This window comes from Arthrobacter sp. SLBN-112, assembly GCF_030944625.1.
GTDB lineage: Bacteria > Actinomycetota > Actinomycetes > Actinomycetales > Micrococcaceae > Arthrobacter.
In genome coordinates this window covers 3,331,604-3,349,972 of record NZ_JAUSXY010000001.1, presented here as the reverse complement: position 1 = coordinate 3,349,972, position 18,369 = coordinate 3,331,604, and the positions used below count along the sequence as shown (strand labels likewise).

Below are 18,369 nucleotides of genomic sequence, written 5' to 3'. Positions count from 1 at the left end.
GCGCTGACCTACAATTTCCAGTAATCAACACTTTGTTGTGCCCTTGCAACGGCGCCGACGAGTGGGGCCAACGGTGTCCCTTCCATACGCACGATCAGGAGGAAGGACGTCTCCCATGACCCAAACTCTTAACACTCCCAGCTGGTCCGAACCGGAACAGCCTGAGACTGCACTGTCGCCGTTCAAGCGCTTCGCCGCCATGCCGGAGGCTGCCGGGCTGTACAACCCGGAGCAGGAGAAGGACGCGTGCGGCCTTGCCATCATCGCGACCCTGCGCGGGGAGCCCGGGTACGACATCGTCGATGCTGCCCTGACTGCCCTGCGCAACCTTGAACACCGCGGCGCCGTGGGCGCCGACGAGGGAACGGGCGACGGCGCAGGGCTGCTCATGCAGATCCCCGACGAGTTCTTCCGGGCAGTCACCGAGTTCGAGCTGCCCGCGCCCGGCCAGTACGTGGCCGGCACGGCGTTCCTGCCTGCAGAGCAGCGGGAAGCCAACGCAGCCAAGGCAGGCATCGAGGGCCTGGCCGCCGACGAGGGCCTGAAGGTCCTTGGCTGGCGCGAGGTGCCGGTTGTCGCCGATCTCGTGGGCGCCATGGCCCGCGCCTGCATGCCCTACTTCTCCCAGCCTTTCCTGGCCTCGGCCAGCGGCGAGGAACTGGACCGCAACGAACTCGACTCCCGTGCCTGGCGGATCCGCAAGCGCGCCCAGAACAAGTTCGGCGTGTACTTCCCCTCGCTGTCCTCGCGGACCATCGTCTACAAGGGCATGCTGACCACCGCCCAGCTGGAGCCCTTCTACCCGGACCTTTCGGACAAGCGCTTCAAGACCAAGCTGGCGATCGTCCACTCGCGCTTCTCCACCAACACGTTCCCGTCCTGGCCGCTGGCCCAGCCGTTCCGCACCATCGCCCACAACGGTGAAATCAACACCGTCAAGGGCAACCGGAACTGGATGCGTGCCCGCCAGTCACAGCTGGCCAACCCGCTGCTGGGCGACTCTCCCGAAGAGCTGTACCCCATCTGCACCCCCGGTGCGTCGGACTCCGCGTCCTTCGACGAGGTAGCCGAGCTGCTCTGGCTCTCCGGCCGCCCCATTACGCACTCGATCATGATGATGATCCCCGAGGCCTGGGAAAACCACGCCACCATGGATCCTGCACGGCGCGCGTTCTACGAGTACCACTCGCTGCTGATGGAACCGTGGGACGGCCCTGCCGCCGTCTCCTTCACCGACGGCAACCTGGTGGGCGCCACCCTGGACCGCAACGGCCTGCGCCCCGGCCGCTTCTGGATCACCGAAGACGGCCTGATCGTCTTCGCTTCCGAGGTGGGCGTGATCGACGTCGAGCCCTCCAAAGTGGTCAAGAAGGGCCGCGTGTCCCCGGGCAAAATGTTCCTGGTGGACACCGAGGCCGGCCGCATCATCGACGACGAAGAGGTCAAGGCCGAAGTCGCCGCGGCCAACCCGTGGGCCGAGTGGGTCAAGGACAACCTGATCGACCTCAACGAGCTGCCCGAGCGTGAGCACGTGGTCCACACCGCCGCGTCCGTGAACATCCGCCAGCGCACCTTCGGGTACACCACCGAGGAACTGAAGATCCTGCTGGGCCCGATGGCCCGCACCGGTGCCGAGCCGCTGGGCGCCATGGGTTCCGACACCCCGGTGGCGGTCCTGTCCAAGCGCCCCCGGCTGCTCTTCGACTACTTCGTGCAGTCCTTCGCGCAGGTGACCAACCCGCCGCTGGACGCCATCCGCGAGGAACTGGTCACGTCCCTGACGTGCGCCATCGGACCCAACGGCAACCTGCTGGACACCAAGCAGGTGCGCCAGCCGCAGGTCCAGCTGCCGTTCCCGGTGATCAACAACGACCAGCTCGCCAAGATCGCCAACATCGAGGATGCCGATGGCAACCGCGTGGCCATGAAGGTCCGCGGCCTGTACCGCCCTGAAGGCGGCGAGAACGCACTGCGTGCCCGGCTCACCGAAATCTGCGAGCAGGTCTCCGGTGCCATCAACCGCGGTGTCCAGTACATCGTGCTCTCCGACCGTGACTCCAATGCCCAGTGGGCGCCGATCCCGTCCCTGCTGCTGGTCAGCGCCGTGCACCACCACCTGCTGCGCAGCGCCAACCGCACCAAGACCGCCCTGGTGGTCGAGGCCGGCGACGTCCGCGAGACACACCACGTGGCCGTCCTGATCGGCTACGGCGCGTCCGCCGTCAACCCGTACCTGGCCATGGAATCCGTGGAGCAGCTCATCGCGGCAGGCGACGTGACGGGCGTGACCCCGCAGGACGGCGTCTACAACCTGATCAAGGGCCTTGGCAAGGGTGTCCTGAAGATCATGTCCAAGATGGGCATCTCCACTGTGGCCTCCTACACGGGCGCCCAGACGTTCGAGGCATTGGGCTTGGGCCAGGAACTGGTGGACGAATTCTTCGCCGGCACGCACTCCCAGCTGGGCGGCGTGGGGCTGGACGTCATCGCAGCCGAGGTTTCCGCACGCCACCAGATGGCATACCCGGAAGGTGGCATCGAGCAGCCGCACCGGCCCCTGCTGGGCGGCGGCGAGTACCAGTGGCGCCGCGACGGCGAACCGCACCTGTTCAACCCGGAGACCGTCTTCCGGCTGCAGCACGCCACGCGTGAGCGCCGGTACGACATCTTCAAGGCCTACACCAAGGGCGTGGACGATCAATCCACCAACCTGATGACCCTGCGCGGGCTGCTCAAGTTCAAGAACGAGCGCCCCTCGGTTCCGCTTGAGGAAGTGGAGCCCGTCTCCAGCATCGTCAAGCGGTTCTCCACCGGAGCCATGAGCTACGGCTCCATCTCCCAGGAGGCCCACGAGACGCTGGCCATCGCCATGAACCAGTTGGGCGGCAAGTCCAATACCGGTGAAGGCGGCGAGGACGTGGACCGCCTGCTCGACCCCAAGCGCCGCTCTGCCGTCAAGCAGATCGCGTCCGGCCGGTTTGGCGTGACCAGCCTGTACCTGACCAACGCCGACGACATCCAGATCAAGATGGCCCAGGGTGCCAAGCCCGGCGAAGGCGGCCAGCTGATGGCGCAGAAGGTCTACCCCTGGGTGGCCCGCACGCGCCACTCGACCCCCGGCGTCGGACTCATCTCCCCGCCCCCGCACCACGACATCTACTCGATCGAGGACCTGGCGCAGCTCATCTACGATGCCAAGCGCGCCAACCCGTCCGCACGGGTGCACGTGAAGCTCGTCTCCGAAGTGGGGATCGGCACAGTGGCGTCCGGCGTGACCAAGGCGAAGGCCGACGTCGTACTGGTTTCCGGCCACGACGGCGGAACCGGCGCCTCGCCGCTCAACTCGCTCAAGCACGCCGGTGTTCCCTGGGAGCTTGGCCTGGCCGAGACCCAGCAGACACTGATGCTCAACGGCCTGCGCGACCGCGTGGTGGTGCAGGTTGACGGCCAGCTCAAGACCGGACGCGACGTTGTCATCGCCGCGCTGCTGGGCGGCGAGGAATTCGGCTTCGCCACCGCACCGCTCGTGGTGGAAGGCTGCATCATGATGCGCGTCTGCCACCTGGACACCTGCCCGGTGGGCGTTGCCACCCAAAACCCCGAGCTTCGTGCCCGCTTCAGCGGCAAGCCGGAGTTCGTGGTCAACTTCTTCGAGTTCCTGGCCGAGGAAGTCCGCGAAATCCTCGCCGAGCTTGGTTTCCGGAGCCTCGAAGAGGCCATAGGCCACGCCGAGGTCCTGGACGCCCGCGACGCGGTCAACCACTGGAAGGCCGACGGCCTGGACCTGGACCCGATCCTGCACGGCCTGGAGTTCGACGACGACGCGCCGCTGCGGAACATGACCGGCCAGAACCACGAGCTGGACAAGCACTTCGACCAGCGGCTGATCACCATGGCCACCGAGGCGCTGACGGACCGCAGCCCCGTGAAGATCAACGTGGACGTCATCAACACCGACCGTTCCGTTGGCACCATGCTCGGCCACGTCGTCACCAAGACCTATAGCACCGATGTGCTGGCCACGGACACGATCGACATCACGCTGAACGGCACTGCCGGTCAGTCGCTGGGCGCCTTCCTGCCGGCGGGCATTACCCTGCGGCTGTTCGGCGACTCGAACGACTACGTGGGCAAGGGCCTCTCCGGCGGCCGGATCATCGTCCGACCGGACCGCACCAACGTCTTCAAGGCGGAGACCAACGTCATCGCCGGCAACGTTATCGGCTACGGCGCCACCAGTGGTGAGATGTTCCTGCGCGGCCAGGTGGGCGAACGCTTCCTGGTCCGCAACTCCGGTGCCACGGCCGTCGTCGAAGGTATTGGCGACCACGGCTGCGAGTACATGACCGGCGGCCAGACGCTGATCCTGGGGCGCACCGGGCGCAACTTCGGCGCGGGCATGTCCGGCGGCACCGCCTACGTGCTGGACCTGCGGACCACCCGCGTCAACAAGCAGGCCCTCGAATCCGGCGAGCTGCAGCTGCGCGAGCTCGACGCCGAGGACCGCGACATTGTCCATGGGCTGCTGGTGAAGCACATCGAGGAAACCGACTCCCAGTTGGCGGCGCGGCTCCTCGAGAACTTCGACGACACCGCTGCCCGCATTACCAAGGTGCTGCCGCGCGACTACGCGGCCGTGCTGCAAACCCGTCTTGACGCCATCGAAGAGGGCCTTGACCCTGACGGCGAAGAAGTATGGTCTCGAATCCTGGAGGTGACCGGTGGCTGATCCACGCGGATTTCTGAAAGTACGCCAGCGTGAAACCCAGCCGCGCCGTCCCGTTCCCGTGCGCATCATGGACTGGAAGGAAGTCTACGAAGCGCAGGAGAAGGGCGTCCTGAAGGCGCAGGCCGGACGTTGCATGGACTGCGGCGTTCCGTTCTGCCACCAGGGCTGCCCCCTGGGAAACCTCATTCCCGAGTGGAACGACCTCATGTGGCGGGACAAGGGCGAGGAAGCGATTGAGCGGCTGCACGCCACCAACAACTTTCCCGAGTTCACCGGCCGGCTGTGCCCTGCGCCGTGCGAGGCCTCCTGTGTGCTGGGGATCAACCAGCCCGCCGTCACCATCAAGCAGGTTGAAGTTTCGATCATCGATGAGGCGTTCGAGAACGGCTGGGTCAACCCGCTGCCGCCCGCGCGCCTGACCGGCAAGACCGTTGCGGTGGTCGGGTCAGGCCCGGCAGGCCTGGCCGTCGCGCAGCAGCTCACCCGCGTGGGCCACACCGTGGCAGTCTACGAACGCGACGACAAGATCGGCGGATTGCTGCGCTACGGCATCCCCGACTTCAAGATGGAAAAAGAGCAGGTGGACCGCCGCGTCGAGCAGATGAAGGCCGAAGGCACCCGCTTCCGGACCGGCGTGGCCGTGGGGACCGACGTGACCTGGGAGCAGCTGCGCCGGCGCTACGACGCCGTCGTGGTGTGTACCGGTGCCACCGTCCCGCGCGACCTGCCCATCCCGGGCCGGGACCTCGAAGGCGTCCACTTCGCCATGGACTACCTGGTGCCCGCCAACCGTGTGGTGGCCGGGGAAGCCATCGACAACCAGATCCACGCCAACGGCAAGCACGTGATCATCCTGGGCGGCGGTGACACCGGTGCCGACTGCCTCGGCACCGCCCACCGGCACGGCGCAGCATCCGTGACCACCCTGGCGATCGGCAAGCAGCCTCCGGCCGAACGTGCCAGCCACCAGCCGTGGCCCACGTTCCCCAACCTCTTCGAGGTGGCCAGCGCCCACGAGGAAGGCGGCGAACGCACCTACCTCGCGTCCACCGTTGAATTCGTTGGCGAAAACGGAAAGCTCACCGGCGTCAAGGTGGCCGAAACCGAATTCGTCGACGGCAAGCGCCTCCCCAAGGCCGGCACCGAGCGGATCATTCCCGCCGACCTCGTGTTCCTGTCCCTGGGGTTCACCGGAGCCGAACCGGCCGGCATCACCGAACAGGTGCACGCCGACTTCGACGGCCGCGGCAACGTTGCGCGCGACGGCTACTACATGACCAACACCGAGGGTGTCTTCGTTGCCGGTGACGCCGGCCGCGGGCAGTCCCTCATCGTGTGGGCCATCGCCGAGGGCCGCGCCGCCGCAGCAGCAGTGGACAAGTACCTGATGGGAAGCACCATCCTTCCCGCTCCCGTCGCGCCGACGGACCGCGCCATCGCCGTCCTCTAGGGGTGCATCGAGGGTTCACCTCGCCGACAACTTAACCAATGCAAGTGACCAATAGGGTAGGTATATGAGACGCGCAAAAATTGTGGCTACGTTTGGCCCGGCAATTGCCAGCTACGAGAACACCCTGGCTGTGCTGGAGGCCGGCGTTGACGTCGCCCGCATGAACATGAGCCACGGCGATTACACCGTGCACGACAACACCTACGAAAACGTCCGCAAGGCGGCAGCGGACCTGGGCAAGGCCGTGGCGATCATGGCCGACCTGCAGGGCCCAAAGATCCGCCTGGGCCGTTTCGTTGACGGTCCGCACGCCCTGGCCGTGGGTGACATCTTCACCATCACCACCGAGGACGTTCCCGGCACCAAGGAGATTTGCTCCACCACCCTGAAGAGCCTCACCGAGGACGTCAACGTGGGGGATGCGTTGCTGATCGACGACGGCAAGGTGGCGTTGCGCGCCATTGAGGTCGACGACGTCAAAGTCGTTGCCGAGGTGACCGTCGGCGGCATGGTGTCCAACAACAAGGGCATCAACCTTCCGGGCGTGGCCGTCAACGTTCCCGCCCTGAGCGAGAAGGATGAGGACGACCTCCGCTGGGCGATGCGCCGCGGCGTGGACCTGGTGGCTCTCTCGTTCGTCCGTGATGCATCGGACATCGTCCGTGTGCACGAGATCATGGATGAAGAAGGCCGCCGCGTGCCGGTCATCGCCAAGATCGAGAAGCCGCAGGCTGTTGAACAGCTGCCGGAGATCATCGACGCGTTCGACGCGATCATGGTGGCCCGTGGCGACCTCGGCGTGGAGCTTCCGTTGGAGGAAGTGCCGATCGTGCAGAAGCGCGCCATCGAGCTGGCCCGCCGCTGGGCGAAGCCGGTCATCGTGGCCACCCAGGTGCTTGAGTCCATGATCGACAACCCGCGCCCGACCCGTGCAGAGGCATCCGACTGCGCCAACGCCGTCCTCGATGGTGCCGACGCCGTCATGCTTTCCGGTGAGACCAGCGTGGGCAAGTACCCGATCGAAACGGTCAAGACCATGGCCCGGATCATCGAATCCACCGAGGTCCACGGCCTGGAGCGCGTCCCCCCGCTGGGGACCAAGCCCAAGACCCGTGGTGGCGCCATCACCCGTGCCGCCGTCGAAATCGCCGACCAGCTGGACGCCAAGTACATCTGTGCGTTCACCCAGTCCGGTGACTCCGCCCGACGCCTGTCCCGCCTGCGCCCCATCAAGCCGGTCTTCGCGTTCACCCCGGTGGAGCAGGTCTGGAACCAGATGGCGCTGACCTGGGGCATCCAGCCGGTGCTGGTGCAGATGGTGGACCACACCGACGCCATGACCGCACAGGTGGACCGCAGCCTCGAGGAAATGGGCCTGGTGCAGGACGGTGACCTGGTGGTCATCGCTGCCGGTTCCCCTCCCGGAAAAGCCGGTTCCACCAACTCGCTGAAGGTGCACAAGGTAGGCGACCTCGCCGACTCCACGCGCGCCGGTGAAGTCAGCAGCAACAAGGAAAAGCTCGGCCCCTGGCCGGAAAAGAAGAAGAAGGCCTAGGCTTTCGAACCAAAAAGGGAGGATCCCCGCCGCTTGGCGGGGATCCTCCCTTTTTAGTGCTCCGGCGTGTAGACCGTCCGGTGATTGAGCCTGTCGAAATCCCTGATGGTCCCGGCCGGCCCGGCCCGCGGCCTAGTTGACCTGGTTGATGATGGTTTCGGCGACCTCGCGCATGCTGAGGCGGCGGTCCATGGAGGTCTTCTGGATCCAGCGGAAGGCTTCCGGTTCCGTCAGGCCCATTTTGGTGGTCAGCAGGCTCTTGGCGCGTTCAACGAGTTTGCGGGTGGCGAACTGTTCCTGCAGGTCGGAGACCTCGCTCTCGAGGGCCTTGATCTCCTCATGGCGGGAGAGGGCGATCTCCAGGGCCGGGATGAGGTCTGCGGGTGTGAACGGCTTGACCACGTACGCCATGGCGCCGGCGTCGCGGGCGCGTTCCACCAGTTCCTTCTGGCTGAACGCGGTCAGCAGCACCACGGGCGCGATGCGGGCCTTGACGATCTTCTCGGCTGCGGAAATGCCGTCCATGACGGGCATCTTGACGTCCATGAGGACCAGATCCGGCTTCAGTTCCTCGGCGAGCTGGACGGCCTTCTCGCCGTTGTCCGCCTCACCCACGACGTCGTAGCCTTCGCCGCGCAGGATCTCGATGATGTCGAGGCGGATGAGGGTTTCATCCTCTGCCACAATGACGCGGCGCGCCGGCTGGGACGTGGACTTGGACTCCGTCTGTTCAGTCACGGGATCTCCTTGAAAAGGTACGGCGGGACATCACTATCTTAGGTGCCACCGCGGCTGTACTTGGCTTGCAGGGTTTGTTTGCGGCGACGGCGGCGCGATTCTGGAATTCAGCCTATCTGCATGTAGAGTAATTCCGCGTACGTGAAGCGATCGCGTTGCTCACAGTCAGCTGTGGGCGTAGCGGTTTGCTCCATGTATTCCGCGCCCGAGTGGCGGAATTGGCAGACGCGCCGCACTCAAAATGCGGTATCGAAAGGTGTGTGGGTTCGAGTCCCACCTCGGGCACGGTGTTTCCGCAGGTCAGAAGCTTTTTAAGCTGAGTAGTGTTGACAAAGCTTGACACTTTCCCGCTTCGGGTGTTCTCCAGTCCTTAATAAGTAGCTTCCGGCCGCCCCGCAGAGGGCTGCATGCTGCCGCCGACTCTGCAACGTGCCATAGTTCTCTGGCTGCCGGTCCGATGGTGCCTGACTAGGCCTTTCCTGGAGGTCGCCGGAATTAGCGTCATGATGTGACACGGTTTCAGGCACCTCATGCGCAGACCGTCGTTAAGTTTGAGCTGCATTCGGTTCCAGGTGCACCGGAGCGTCGCGTCGACGACACGCAGAAGACTGGCACGGAGAATGAAGCGCCCGGTGAAGCCCGCGCCCCAAGAGTCTCGAAACCGCGGGAATTGGTACACACGGGCGCGAGGCGCGGCAAGTATCCCGCAACTTTGTTTGTTCGGCAGTTGCGCTCCCGCGGGGTGTCGGGATTCAACGTTTCCGTCAAGAGGTGACTCTGTGCGGCGGCATCGCAGCCTTTAGTGTGCCCCTCGCTCAAGATCTGATAGTTCAGATTCCAGTTGCTGGGTCAGGGTCCGAAGGCGGCGGATGTGCTCTTGGGAGACGCCTCCGGGCTGGGTTGTAACTTGTGCGTCGACATCGAAAACGGTGTTGGGGCTGTGCCAGACGTTGAACCACTCGAGGCCATGGCCGAGAGCGTCGCGGGTAACTCCTTGAAGCAGCAGCAGCGGTTCGCGCGTGTTGATGTTGAGCTTCCCGGCTAGGTCGGGATCCGATGAGACTGCCTGTACTTGGCGGGGGCCGCCGGCGGGGTGGTAGCCGTGGTCCCGCATCAGGCTCAACAGGGACGCATCTTCCAGCAGTTCGACGGTGAAGTGCGGGAAGAAGTCGCGAGGGACCCAGGTCCGCATGAATGCCACAGGAAGGTCGTCGAGGTAGCGAACCCGCTCGATCTTCCAGGTGTTGGTGGTGTTGAGGGCCTCGATGCCGGCCAGGGGAGGCTCGGCCGGTTCCACGGTGAGGACGTGGGTGCGGAGGCGCTGGCCGTGTGCTGCGGCCTGTTCGTCCAGGCCGCCCGCGCGCTGGACATGCCGGCGGAGGACTGGTGTAGCGGCTACGACGCTGCCGCGGCCGCGCTGGCGGCGAATCAGGCCCAGGTCAGCGAGGCCGGACAACGCCTGGCGTACCACGCTGCGGGAGACGCCGAACTGTCTTTGCAGTTCCTCTTCGGTGGGTAGCGAAGAGCCTGGGGAAAGTCCCATGTCGACGATTTGCCGGTGCAGGATGTCCCGGATTTGGGCGTGGAGAGGGCCCCCGCCTTCCCGGTTCAGAGGGCTGCTGCGTCCCGCCTGCTCCGCCGCTGACTCTGTTGATTCCACGCTCACATTGACTCCTCTGTCGCTGTGCACATCTTAGCCCTCAGGTTGGTCACGCGGCGGATTCAGTGTCGTGGGGCGGTCTTGACGTGATCCGCACCACCTACTATTGTACGTATCAAAGGTACGGACAACTTTGGTTCCCGGGTCACAGAGGATGCCGTGAACGCGAAGTCCCGAGTCACCTGCTTGAGCCCGCATCGGCGCGTGAGCGAAGTGAAAGTACCTGCAGGTGAAAGTCGGATACGTAAGTTTCAAGCCCCCACATTGGAGAGTTCCATGCGCGACCCCGCGCTCGGTGCGTTGCACCTACTACCTAGAATCTGAAATTGACCCGGAAAAGGCCGCCGCCATCATGGCCGGCGAACAGTCCAGCGGCACCTTCCTGCCGGTGCCGGGTGAATCCGCCCGGATCCGGGAGCGGCACGCGGCCCGGATCTCGGATGTGCAGGAACTGGGCTTTTGCCGCCCTTCTCTGCCATCACGGGCGAACCCGGAAAAGGTCCGGGCTGCACTGGTGACCGTGGACTTCCCGATGGAGAACGTCGGCACCGACCTGGCAACGCTGCAGACAGCGATTGCAGGCAATCTTTTCGAGTTGGGCGATCTTTACGCCTGTCGTCTTCAGGACATTCAGTTGCCGGAGGACTTCGTCGCCGCCCACCCGGGTCCGGCCTTCGGTATCGAGGGGACCCGTAAGCTCATCAGCGACGTCCAGGGCGTGATGGTCGGCACCATCGTTAAGCCCAACGTCGGGCTTTCCGAAGATGAATTCCGACTGGTGGTCCGGGATCTGGCGATGGCGTCCATTGACCTGATCAAGGACGATGAACTCATGACTGACCCGGCCTATCTGCCGCTGGAACGCAGGGTCGCAGTCGCCACCGAAGAGATCCGGGCAGCCGAGCAGGTCACCGGCCACTCGACCATGTACGCCTTCAACATCACCGGCGACCTCGCAGGCCTGCAAAAGCGCCACGACCTGGTCGTCGAGGCCGGCGGCCGCTGCGTGATGCTGAACATTCCCGTGATGGGGCTGCCTGCCCTGGCGTTGCTGCGCAGCTTCGCCGAGGTTCCTATCCACGGCCACCGGGCCGGTCTCGCGGCCTCCATGAGGTCCAAGGCCCTGGGCATGGATTACCGGGTCTGGCAGCAGATGGCCCGCCTGGCCGGCGCCGACCACCTGCACGCCAGCGGGCTGGGCAGCAAGTTCTACGAACTCGACGAAGAAGTGGCCTCTAACATCCGAAGCCTGCTCGCACCTCTCGGACAGACCATCGCACCGCTTCCCGTGTTGTCGTCCGGGCAGAACGTCACCACCCCGGGCCCCACCTTCGAGGCCGTACGCTCCACAGACCTGATGATGCTCGCCGGAGGCGGAGTCGCCGCCCACCCGGACGGACCCGGAGCCGGAGTGCGCAGCCTCCGCCAGGCTTGGGAAGCGGCCGTCGACGGAGTGCCGCTGCAGAGCGCAGCGGACACGCTCGCCCACACCGGGGACGATGCTCTCCTGCACGCAGTCCAGACATTCGCGAAAGGTGCCTGACATGCCCGCTTTCGGTTTCGTCGCCGACGACCTCACCGGAGCCGCCGACGTCCTCGCCCAAGCCCACCGCTACGGGCTCGAAGCCGCCCTGGTCATCGGGGACGCCCCACTGCCCACGGACACCGACGTCGTCGGGTTCGCCGGGCCTGCCCGTTCCCTGTCCGGCACGGCCTTCGACAACCTGGTCACCCGTGACCTTGCAGGCATCGCCACGCTGAACCTGGAGGTCCTGCTCTACAAGGTCTGCTCCACCTTCGACAGTTCCACCACCATCGGCAGCATCGGCCGCGGTATCCAGCTGCTCCACGAACAGTTCCCGCTGCACGGACCCATCCCGGTCGTCCCGGCCCAACCCGCTTTCGGCCGCTACACCGCCTTCAGCAACCACTACGCAACCTACGCCGGCCAGATTTACCGGCTGGACCGCCACCCGGTCATGTCCCGCCACCCTTCAACACCCATGTCCGAAGCGGACCTGCGTCAGGTCCTGACCGAACAGCTCGGTGACGACCAGGTACCGGGGGCCATCCATCTGCCGGCTTATGACGACGGAACCTTCAAGGATGCCTGGGCGGACCGGAGGCGGGAACCCGGGGCGAAGGCCTTCGTGGTTGACGCCGTCGACGAACACCACATGGACGCGGTCGCAGAAGCACTCACCCGGGAAGAGCACGGTCACGGTCCCTCGATCGTGGTCGGATCCGGCGGCATCATGGCCGCGCTGGCCAGGTCCATCTCGGACCAAGCTGCACGCACCCCCGGCCGGCAGAAGCCCTCCGGGCCGGTGCTGGCCGTCAGCGCCTCAGCCTCCAGCACCACAGCGGAGCAGATCAACGACGCAACCTCCCATGGCTGGGAGGACGTCCCGGTCCCTGCCGAGCTGCTGCAGAGCGACGACCCGGCCCTGGTCGCCGCCCTGGATGAACGCGTTTCCGCCGCGCTCCGGGCAGGGCGCAACGTCGTCGTTCACACCACCCGCGGCGCAGCTGACCCACGCTACGGGGCAAGCACACCAGTGGACGCCGGGTACGTCGGCACGTTGATTGGCGGCATTGCTGCCCGCATGGCCGATGCCGGGCTTACCCGGGACATCGCCGTCTGTGGCGGCGATACCTCCAGCCACGCACTTATCGCCATGGGCGTGCGCCAACTGCGGGTATCGGACCAGTTCGTCACCGCCGGCCCCATTCTCCGCGCCGATGGCGCCTCCGCCGTCGGCGGGTGCCGGCTGCTGCTCAAGGGCGGACAGGTCGGACCGACCGACATCCTGCGCCGCTTCGCCGGCCAGCTCCCCGCCTAACACTCCACACAATTTCCTCCACGCATCAAGAACCAACGAAAGGCGGCCCCCATGCGGGCAGTAGTCAAAAACGCAGCCGAACGAGGCGTCACGTACGTCACCGACGCCGGCGATCCCAAGGCAACGGAAGGCAATGTCGTCATTGAAGTCGGCGCGGCCTCCCTGTGCGGCACGGACCGTGAACTCTACGAATGGACCCCGTCGGCCCAGGCCTTCAACCTCAACCTCCCGGTCATCCTCGGCCACGAAGGCGCAGGAACCATCGTCGAGGTCGCCCCCGGGGTCACCGGCCTGAAGGTGGGCGACCAGGTCGCCCTTGAAAGCCACCTGACCTGCGGCCAGTGCTTTCCCTGCCGCACCGGTGACGCCCACACCTGCGAACGAACCGGCATCCTCGGCATGCACATCGACGGTGTTTTCGCCGAATACGCGGCCGTCCCCCAGGACATCTGCGTCAAGCTCCCCACCGGCCTGTCCCTCGAATCCGGTGCACTGCTCGAAGCCGCAGGCGTCGCCGTCCACGCCATCCAGCGCGCCAACTACTCCGTCGCGGGCAGGGCGGTGCTCGTCAGCGGCGCGGGCCCAGTCGGGCTCGTGGTCGTGAACCTGGCACTGCTCATGGGCGCCTCCCATGTCATCGCCGTCGATCCCAACCCCTACCGCCGCGCCCAAGCCGAAAAACTCGGCGCGACCGCACTGCACCCCAGCGACGGCATTGTCGAACGCTGCCGCGAACTCACCGGCCGGCGCGGCGGCTTCGACGTCGCCTTCGAATGCTCCGGAGCCCCCGGCACGCTGACCACTCTCTTCGACGCCGTCCGCCGCGAAGCGACCGTCATCACCGTCGGACACCCCAGCCGCCCCGCAGAGGTCGACATCGCCGCCTACATCAACAAAAAGGGCATCACCCTTCGCGGGATCTTCGGCCGCCGGCTCTGGGAAACCTGGGAACAGAGCCTGCTGCTGCTTGACTCCGGAAAGCTGGAGCTCGACTGGCTCATCACCCACCGCAAGAAGCTCAGCGAGATCGACGACGCCGTGGAGCTTCTCACCGGCGATGCCTGCAAAGTCCTGCTCATCCCAGGCCTCGGCTAACCCCACAAGCAACGGAACTGACGGTCCGAACCGCAGTTCCCAACCAATCAGCTATTCACTAGGAGAAATCAATGTCGATTCCCATCAAGAAAGCTCTGGAGAAGGTCCCCGGCGGCATGATGCTGGTGCCCCTGGGCATCGGTGCCGTCATCCACACCCTGGCCCCGGACGCCGGTAAGTTCTTCGGTTCCTTCACAGGTGCCTTCTTCACCGGCCTGGCGCCGCTGCTGGCCGTGTTCTTCGTCTGCCTCGGCGCGACACTCGAGGTCAAATCAACGCCCTACATCCTCAAGAAGGGCGGGGTGCTCCTCGGTTCCAAAATTCTCTTCGCGATCCTCATCGGCGTCATCGCCGGGCGGTTCCTCGGCGAGGCCCCCATCGACTCCGGAATCCTGGCCGGCCTGTCGACCCTCGCGTTGGTTGCCGCCCTGAACGACACCAACGGCGGGCTTTACATCTCACTGATGGGGCAGTTCGGCCGCAAACGCGACGCCGGCGCCTACTCCATCCTGTCCCTGGAATCAGGCCCCTTCCTGACCATGGTCACCCTCGGCATCGCCGGCCTGTCGGCCTTCCCTTGGCAGGCACTCGTCGGCGCCATTCTCCCGCTGGCCCTGGGCATGCTCCTCGGGAACCTCGATAAAAACATGCGGCATCTCTTGGCCCCACTGGTACCGGCCATGGTGCCGTTCCTGGGCCTGGCCCTCGGCCTGACCATCAACCTCAACGCCGTCGTCGAAGCAGGCCTGCTCGGCATCGCACTCGGCCTGTTCGTGGTCTTCGTCGGCGGCGCCGTGCTCCTCCTCGCCGACAAACTCACCGGCGGCGACGGCGTAGCCGGCCTCGCGGCAGCAACCACAGCCGGCAACGCCGCACTCGTTCCCGCAATCATCGCCACCGCCAACCCCGTCTACGCCCCGGCAGCAGAACACGCCACCGTCCTCGTCGCAGCCTCGGTCGTCGTCTCCGCGGTCCTCTGCCCGCTCGTGACCTCAGCATGGGCAAAGAGGGTGCAGAAAAAGGACCGTCTCCAGGACATCGAAGAGAACTCCCCCCAGCAGGAGGCGCCAGCCCCCAAGCATGTAGGTAGTACCCCGGAACTGACCTAGCAGTACTAAAGGAAGTGGGCGGGGCGTGCACAATGCACGCCCCGCTTCCTTATATCCACGTTTGTCAGCAATGCCGCCCAGGCAAGGTGGTAACCGGGAAATGCGAAGCGTCCCTACTGAAGCTGAGCGACGTGCGGAAGACCAGTATGAAAGGAATAGCAATGATTGCAGGCGCACAAATGGCTGACCGGCCAACGGTGACAGTGGGAGCCCAGCCACTGAGCTATCACAACTGGGTCCACCTCAACCCCGGCGACCGCGTGATTGTGAAACGACACGGATTCGCGGCCGAACAAGGCACCGTGGACGAAATCAGCGAAGATGCCAGCTACTTCTGGGTCTGGATCGACGGCCAAAGCCGCATCCTGATCTTTCACGGCGACGGATCAGCCATCCACAAGCAGTTCTGATAGGCGCCCGACACGAGAGACTCAAGGGACGTCAAAAACGACCGGTTCTGGGACAACTCCCCGTTCTGTCGTACCTAGAGCGCTACCAGGCGCGGTAGAACGGATAGGGGTAGTTCGAGTTCTCTGTGACCATGCGTGGGAACGGAAGCTCCGGATCTGGTTCGGTGTAGCTGTTGGCGTCGCCTACGACGAAACCCGCTCGTCGGTAGAGCTTAATGCCGGCATGAGCGCAGAAGCCAACCGTCATAGCTGGGGCAGGAGCGCCGGCGGTACCCGTGATGTTGTCGAGCATGCCGAGAAGGATTGTTGCCATACCTCTGCCGCGGTGTAGAGGGTCGGTTACCAGGTGGCTCACTATCAGCAGCGTCTTGCCGTCTATGGTCATGACCTGAGTTACGACGGCGGCTACAAGAGCGCCTTTGGAATTCTTGACGACGATCCCGAGGCTGTTCGGCGTCAGCCTCCAGTCGGCAGGCACACTGATGTATTTTCTGACGAGACCATTGACTGCGGGCCAATCCTCGCGAGTCAGCGGGCCGAAGGTGAATCCTTTCTCAACTAGTGGACGTGCGTACTTTATGCGCCGATTACTCGCCACGTCCTTCGCTGCGCCGACTCCTGGACTCTCGATATTTAAGTTGCTCACGTGCTGACAATACGTTCTCTGCTCTTTCCGAGGGAGCAATGAAATCCCAATCACGAACTAAAGGGTTGAAAATGACGGATTCATGGGGAGCCTGCGCACAGCCTTTGCGGACATCAAAAACGACCGCTTGTTGGGCCTTTATAGGCGCAGTTCTGGCGGGCTGCTTACTTGGGTGCCGCCTTCGGGCCTACCATCATATAAAGGAAGCGGACCAAGAATATCGCCGCGATGGCGAACATGACGGTTGCAGTTTGTGGGTAACCCGAGATGGCGTTTTCGCAGGCGTCTGCAAGGGCTGGGAAGAAGCTCCGCCTTGGCATGGGGTCGAATGCCGTCCCACAGTACGTGTCAACGACACCGTACTTATTTGCCGCGCTAGCTTTGACCCGTACAGTGGCCGTGAATATTCCAGCCGCAAGGGCAGCTGTCCCGATCAGAAATAGCGTCAACCTCATAGCGGGTGTGCTGGGACCCCTGAATATGTTCGCCATAGGAGTATTAGAGCACTCCCACCCTTTTCCCACTTGGTATGTCACTCAGTAGCTGGCCTTTCGCACTGTCATTCCCAGGCATATCCTCGATGGGAGGGGACCTTTCGTAGGTCTCCTTCAAGGGAAAGTAGCAGCGACCCAATTGTCTAGCAGATGGCAGCTTGCTCGATGATTGCGAGGTTTTTTGTCGTGTCGACACAGTCACCCCCTCCAGCTCAGCCCCAAACTCCTCCTAGCGGTCCTGAACCGTCCAGCAACGGCGTGGGTGTCGCTGCCCTTGTGATCGGCATCGTAGCCGCGGTCCTGGCTATCATCCCGTTTCTCGGGGTTGTGGCATTCCTCTTAGGCCCAGTGGCAGTAATCCTCGGAATCATCGGCCTTCGGCTGAAATTCCGAAAGCGTGGTACTGCATTGGCAGGGCTGGTTCTAGGAGTGCTAGCCCTAATCATTGCAAGTATCGTCATCACATCTATCGCTTCCGGAATTAAGTCCGCGACGAATCCCCCTGCGCCGAGCAACCCTCCTGTGGCCACGTCTCCAGCACCAGAAACAACGGTCCTGACCCCGAACCCGTTAGACAACGCCACCCCTGGACAGAAGAACGCGCTTCGGAAAGCCGAAAGCTATATCGAATTCCAGGCGTTCTCACGCCAGGGCTTGGTCGAGCAGCTGGAGTTCAACAAGTTTTCTCCCGAGGATGCAACGTGGGCCGTTGACCACCTCACCGTGGACTGGCGGGATCAGGCAACCAGGAAAGCACAGTCCTACCTGGAAAATCAGGCGTTTTCACGTCAGGGTCTGATTGACCAGCTCGTCTTCAACAAGTTCCCGGCTGAGGACGCGACCTGGGCCGTTGACCACGTCACTGTGGACTGGAATGAACAGGCTGCGAAGAAGGGAAAGTCCTACCTGGAAAATCAGGCGTTCTCCCGTGAAGGTCTGATTGACCAGCTCGTATTCAACGGATTCACTCGTCAGCAGGCCGAGTACGCTGTAACCCAGGCAGGGCTGTAGGGTCCGGACCCAAACGCGGTTAGCTGATTCTCAGAAACTGCAGGCCGCGTCCCCTTGCCCCCTCCCCATTGCAGGCCAAAGACCCACCGCCCCGCGTGTCATAAACAACCGTTTCTGGAGGCAGCCGTGGGCGCGGTGGGGGGGTCACCCCCCCGGCCTGGGCGGCCAGGAAAAGGGCAAAAAAATAGCCCCGGCAAGAAAGCCGGAGCTGTGGATATTTGTACGAGCGGGAGGGAGTCATGAGCTCCCTCCCGCTAGGTAGTTCTCCATCACTCCGCACCAGCTCGATCGAGGGATCCGGACCTGGATCTCGACTCGCTGGGGGTCCTACGGAGTTTGGATTCATCCTGCCGAATGCAGGATGCAAGCTAAAAGTCCGGGGTCGCTACTTCACCATCAGGTACTGCGTCGCAATCCCCGCGAGGATTGCGATAGTAATCTTGAAAACGCCGCGAACGATCTTCCTCGTTATCTCGCCGCTTTCGATGTGCGCACCTGCGCACGCACCAACCAGCTGGAGACAAATAACACCAGCTGTAACAACAGCCTGAAGCAGCTCCCGCTGCAACCGCTGTATCTCCCGTTTTGACTTCTTCATCGACATGACGGGTCCTTCCTAGCGAAGAACC

14 protein-coding genes and 1 tRNA gene are annotated in these 18,369 nt (G+C 64.1%); 10 read left to right on the top strand and 5 right to left on the bottom strand.

Annotated features, from left to right (window positions below; genetic code table 11):
• Positions 1 to 115: 115 nt before the first annotated feature.
• The 3 genes from gltB to pyk all read left to right on the top strand — a co-directional run bounded on the left by gltB (position 116) and on the right by pyk (position 7,734).
• Complete coding sequence (gene gltB / locus QF050_RS15605) at positions 116 to 4,729, top strand: glutamate synthase large subunit (RefSeq protein ID WP_308931243.1); 4,614 nt, start codon at positions 116 to 118, stop codon at positions 4,727 to 4,729.
• Positions 4,722 to 6,179, top strand: coding sequence for a glutamate synthase subunit beta (locus QF050_RS15600; RefSeq protein WP_308931242.1), 1,458 nt, complete (start codon positions 4,722 to 4,724; stop codon positions 6,177 to 6,179). The genes gltB and QF050_RS15600 overlap by 8 nt, the downstream gene beginning before the upstream one ends.
• 64 nt (positions 6,180 to 6,243) lie before the next feature.
• Positions 6,244 to 7,734 carry a pyruvate kinase gene (gene pyk / locus QF050_RS15595; RefSeq protein WP_308931241.1) on the top strand — a complete coding sequence of 497 codons (1,491 nt, stop codon included), beginning with the start codon at positions 6,244 to 6,246 and terminating at the stop codon, positions 7,732 to 7,734.
• Between the two features lie 132 nt (positions 7,735 to 7,866).
• On the opposite strand, the gene QF050_RS15590 is transcribed toward pyk, so the two are convergent.
• The gene (locus QF050_RS15590) at positions 7,867 to 8,472 is read right to left on the bottom strand and encodes an ANTAR domain-containing response regulator (protein ID WP_050684085.1); all 606 of its coding nucleotides are present in this window, start codon (positions 8,470 to 8,472) and stop codon (positions 7,867 to 7,869) included.
• Between the two features lie 203 nt (positions 8,473 to 8,675).
• Between QF050_RS15590 and QF050_RS15585 the strand changes: the two genes are divergently transcribed.
• Positions 8,676 to 8,757 (top strand) — tRNA-Leu (locus QF050_RS15585).
• 514 nt (positions 8,758 to 9,271) lie between these two features.
• On the opposite strand, the gene QF050_RS15580 is transcribed toward QF050_RS15585, so the two are convergent.
• Positions 9,272 to 10,138, bottom strand: coding sequence for a GntR family transcriptional regulator (locus tag QF050_RS15580; protein WP_308931240.1), 867 nt, complete (start codon positions 10,136 to 10,138; stop codon positions 9,272 to 9,274).
• Between the two features lie 289 nt (positions 10,139 to 10,427).
• Here QF050_RS15580 and QF050_RS15575 point away from each other — a divergent pair, with 289 nt between their 5' ends.
• The 5 genes from QF050_RS15575 to QF050_RS15555 all read left to right on the top strand — a co-directional run bounded on the left by QF050_RS15575 (position 10,428) and on the right by QF050_RS15555 (position 15,589).
• Entirely contained in the window at positions 10,428 to 11,675 is a 1,248-nt protein-coding gene (locus tag QF050_RS15575) for a RuBisCO large subunit C-terminal-like domain-containing protein (protein ID WP_308931239.1), read from the top strand.
• Between the two features lies 1 nt (position 11,676).
• Complete coding sequence (locus QF050_RS15570; protein ID WP_308931238.1) at positions 11,677 to 12,975, top strand: four-carbon acid sugar kinase family protein; 1,299 nt, start codon at positions 11,677 to 11,679, stop codon at positions 12,973 to 12,975.
• Between the two features lie 51 nt (positions 12,976 to 13,026).
• A complete protein-coding gene (locus QF050_RS15565) occupies positions 13,027 to 14,070 on the top strand; it encodes an alcohol dehydrogenase catalytic domain-containing protein (protein ID WP_308931237.1) in 1,044 nt (347 codons plus the stop codon).
• 71 nt (positions 14,071 to 14,141) lie between these two features.
• Positions 14,142 to 15,179 (top strand): 2-keto-3-deoxygluconate permease, encoded by a 1,038-nt coding sequence (locus QF050_RS15560; protein WP_308931236.1) that lies wholly within the window; start codon positions 14,142 to 14,144, stop codon positions 15,177 to 15,179.
• Between the two features lie 161 nt (positions 15,180 to 15,340).
• The gene (locus QF050_RS15555; protein WP_308931235.1) at positions 15,341 to 15,589 is read left to right on the top strand and encodes a hypothetical protein; all 249 of its coding nucleotides are present in this window, start codon (positions 15,341 to 15,343) and stop codon (positions 15,587 to 15,589) included.
• 82 nt (positions 15,590 to 15,671) lie between these two features.
• Here QF050_RS15555 and QF050_RS15550 read toward each other — a convergent pair whose 3' ends face one another.
• Both QF050_RS15550 and QF050_RS15545 read right to left on the bottom strand, forming a co-directional pair.
• The gene (locus QF050_RS15550; RefSeq protein WP_308931234.1) at positions 15,672 to 16,235 is read right to left on the bottom strand and encodes a GNAT family N-acetyltransferase; all 564 of its coding nucleotides are present in this window, start codon (positions 16,233 to 16,235) and stop codon (positions 15,672 to 15,674) included.
• Positions 16,236 to 16,399: 164 nt separating this feature from the next.
• Positions 16,400 to 16,726, bottom strand: a complete 327-nt coding sequence (locus QF050_RS15545; protein WP_308931233.1) for a hypothetical protein — start codon at positions 16,724 to 16,726, stop codon at positions 16,400 to 16,402.
• A gap of 279 nt (positions 16,727 to 17,005) precedes the next feature.
• Here QF050_RS15545 and QF050_RS15540 point away from each other — a divergent pair, with 279 nt between their 5' ends.
• Complete coding sequence (locus QF050_RS15540) at positions 17,006 to 17,740, top strand: Ltp family lipoprotein (RefSeq protein ID WP_308931232.1); 735 nt, start codon at positions 17,006 to 17,008, stop codon at positions 17,738 to 17,740.
• Positions 17,741 to 18,125: 385 nt separating this feature from the next.
• Here QF050_RS15540 and QF050_RS15535 read toward each other — a convergent pair whose 3' ends face one another.
• Positions 18,126 to 18,344, bottom strand: coding sequence for a hypothetical protein (locus QF050_RS15535; protein ID WP_308931231.1), 219 nt, complete (start codon positions 18,342 to 18,344; stop codon positions 18,126 to 18,128).
• Positions 18,345 to 18,369: the final 25 nt, after the last annotated feature.

Bases quoted from the DNA above. Each gene is read 5' to 3' on its own strand.
- gltB (WP_308931243.1), top strand. From the start codon at position 116: ATGACCCAAACTCTTAACACTCCCAGCTGGTCCGAACCGGAACAGCCT.
- pyk (WP_308931241.1), top strand. From the start codon at position 6,244: ATGAGACGCGCAAAAATTGTGGCTACGTTTGGCCCGGCAATTGCCAGC.
- QF050_RS15570 (WP_308931238.1), top strand. From the start codon at position 11,677: ATGCCCGCTTTCGGTTTCGTCGCCGACGACCTCACCGGAGCCGCCGAC.
- QF050_RS15565 (WP_308931237.1), top strand. From the start codon at position 13,027: ATGCGGGCAGTAGTCAAAAACGCAGCCGAACGAGGCGTCACGTACGTC.
- QF050_RS15560 (WP_308931236.1), top strand. From the start codon at position 14,142: ATGTCGATTCCCATCAAGAAAGCTCTGGAGAAGGTCCCCGGCGGCATG.
- QF050_RS15555 (WP_308931235.1), top strand. From the start codon at position 15,341: ATGATTGCAGGCGCACAAATGGCTGACCGGCCAACGGTGACAGTGGGA.
- QF050_RS15545 (WP_308931233.1), bottom strand. From the start codon at position 16,726: ATGGCGAACATATTCAGGGGTCCCAGCACACCCGCTATGAGGTTGACG.
- QF050_RS15535 (WP_308931231.1), bottom strand. From the start codon at position 18,344: ATGTCGATGAAGAAGTCAAAACGGGAGATACAGCGGTTGCAGCGGGAG.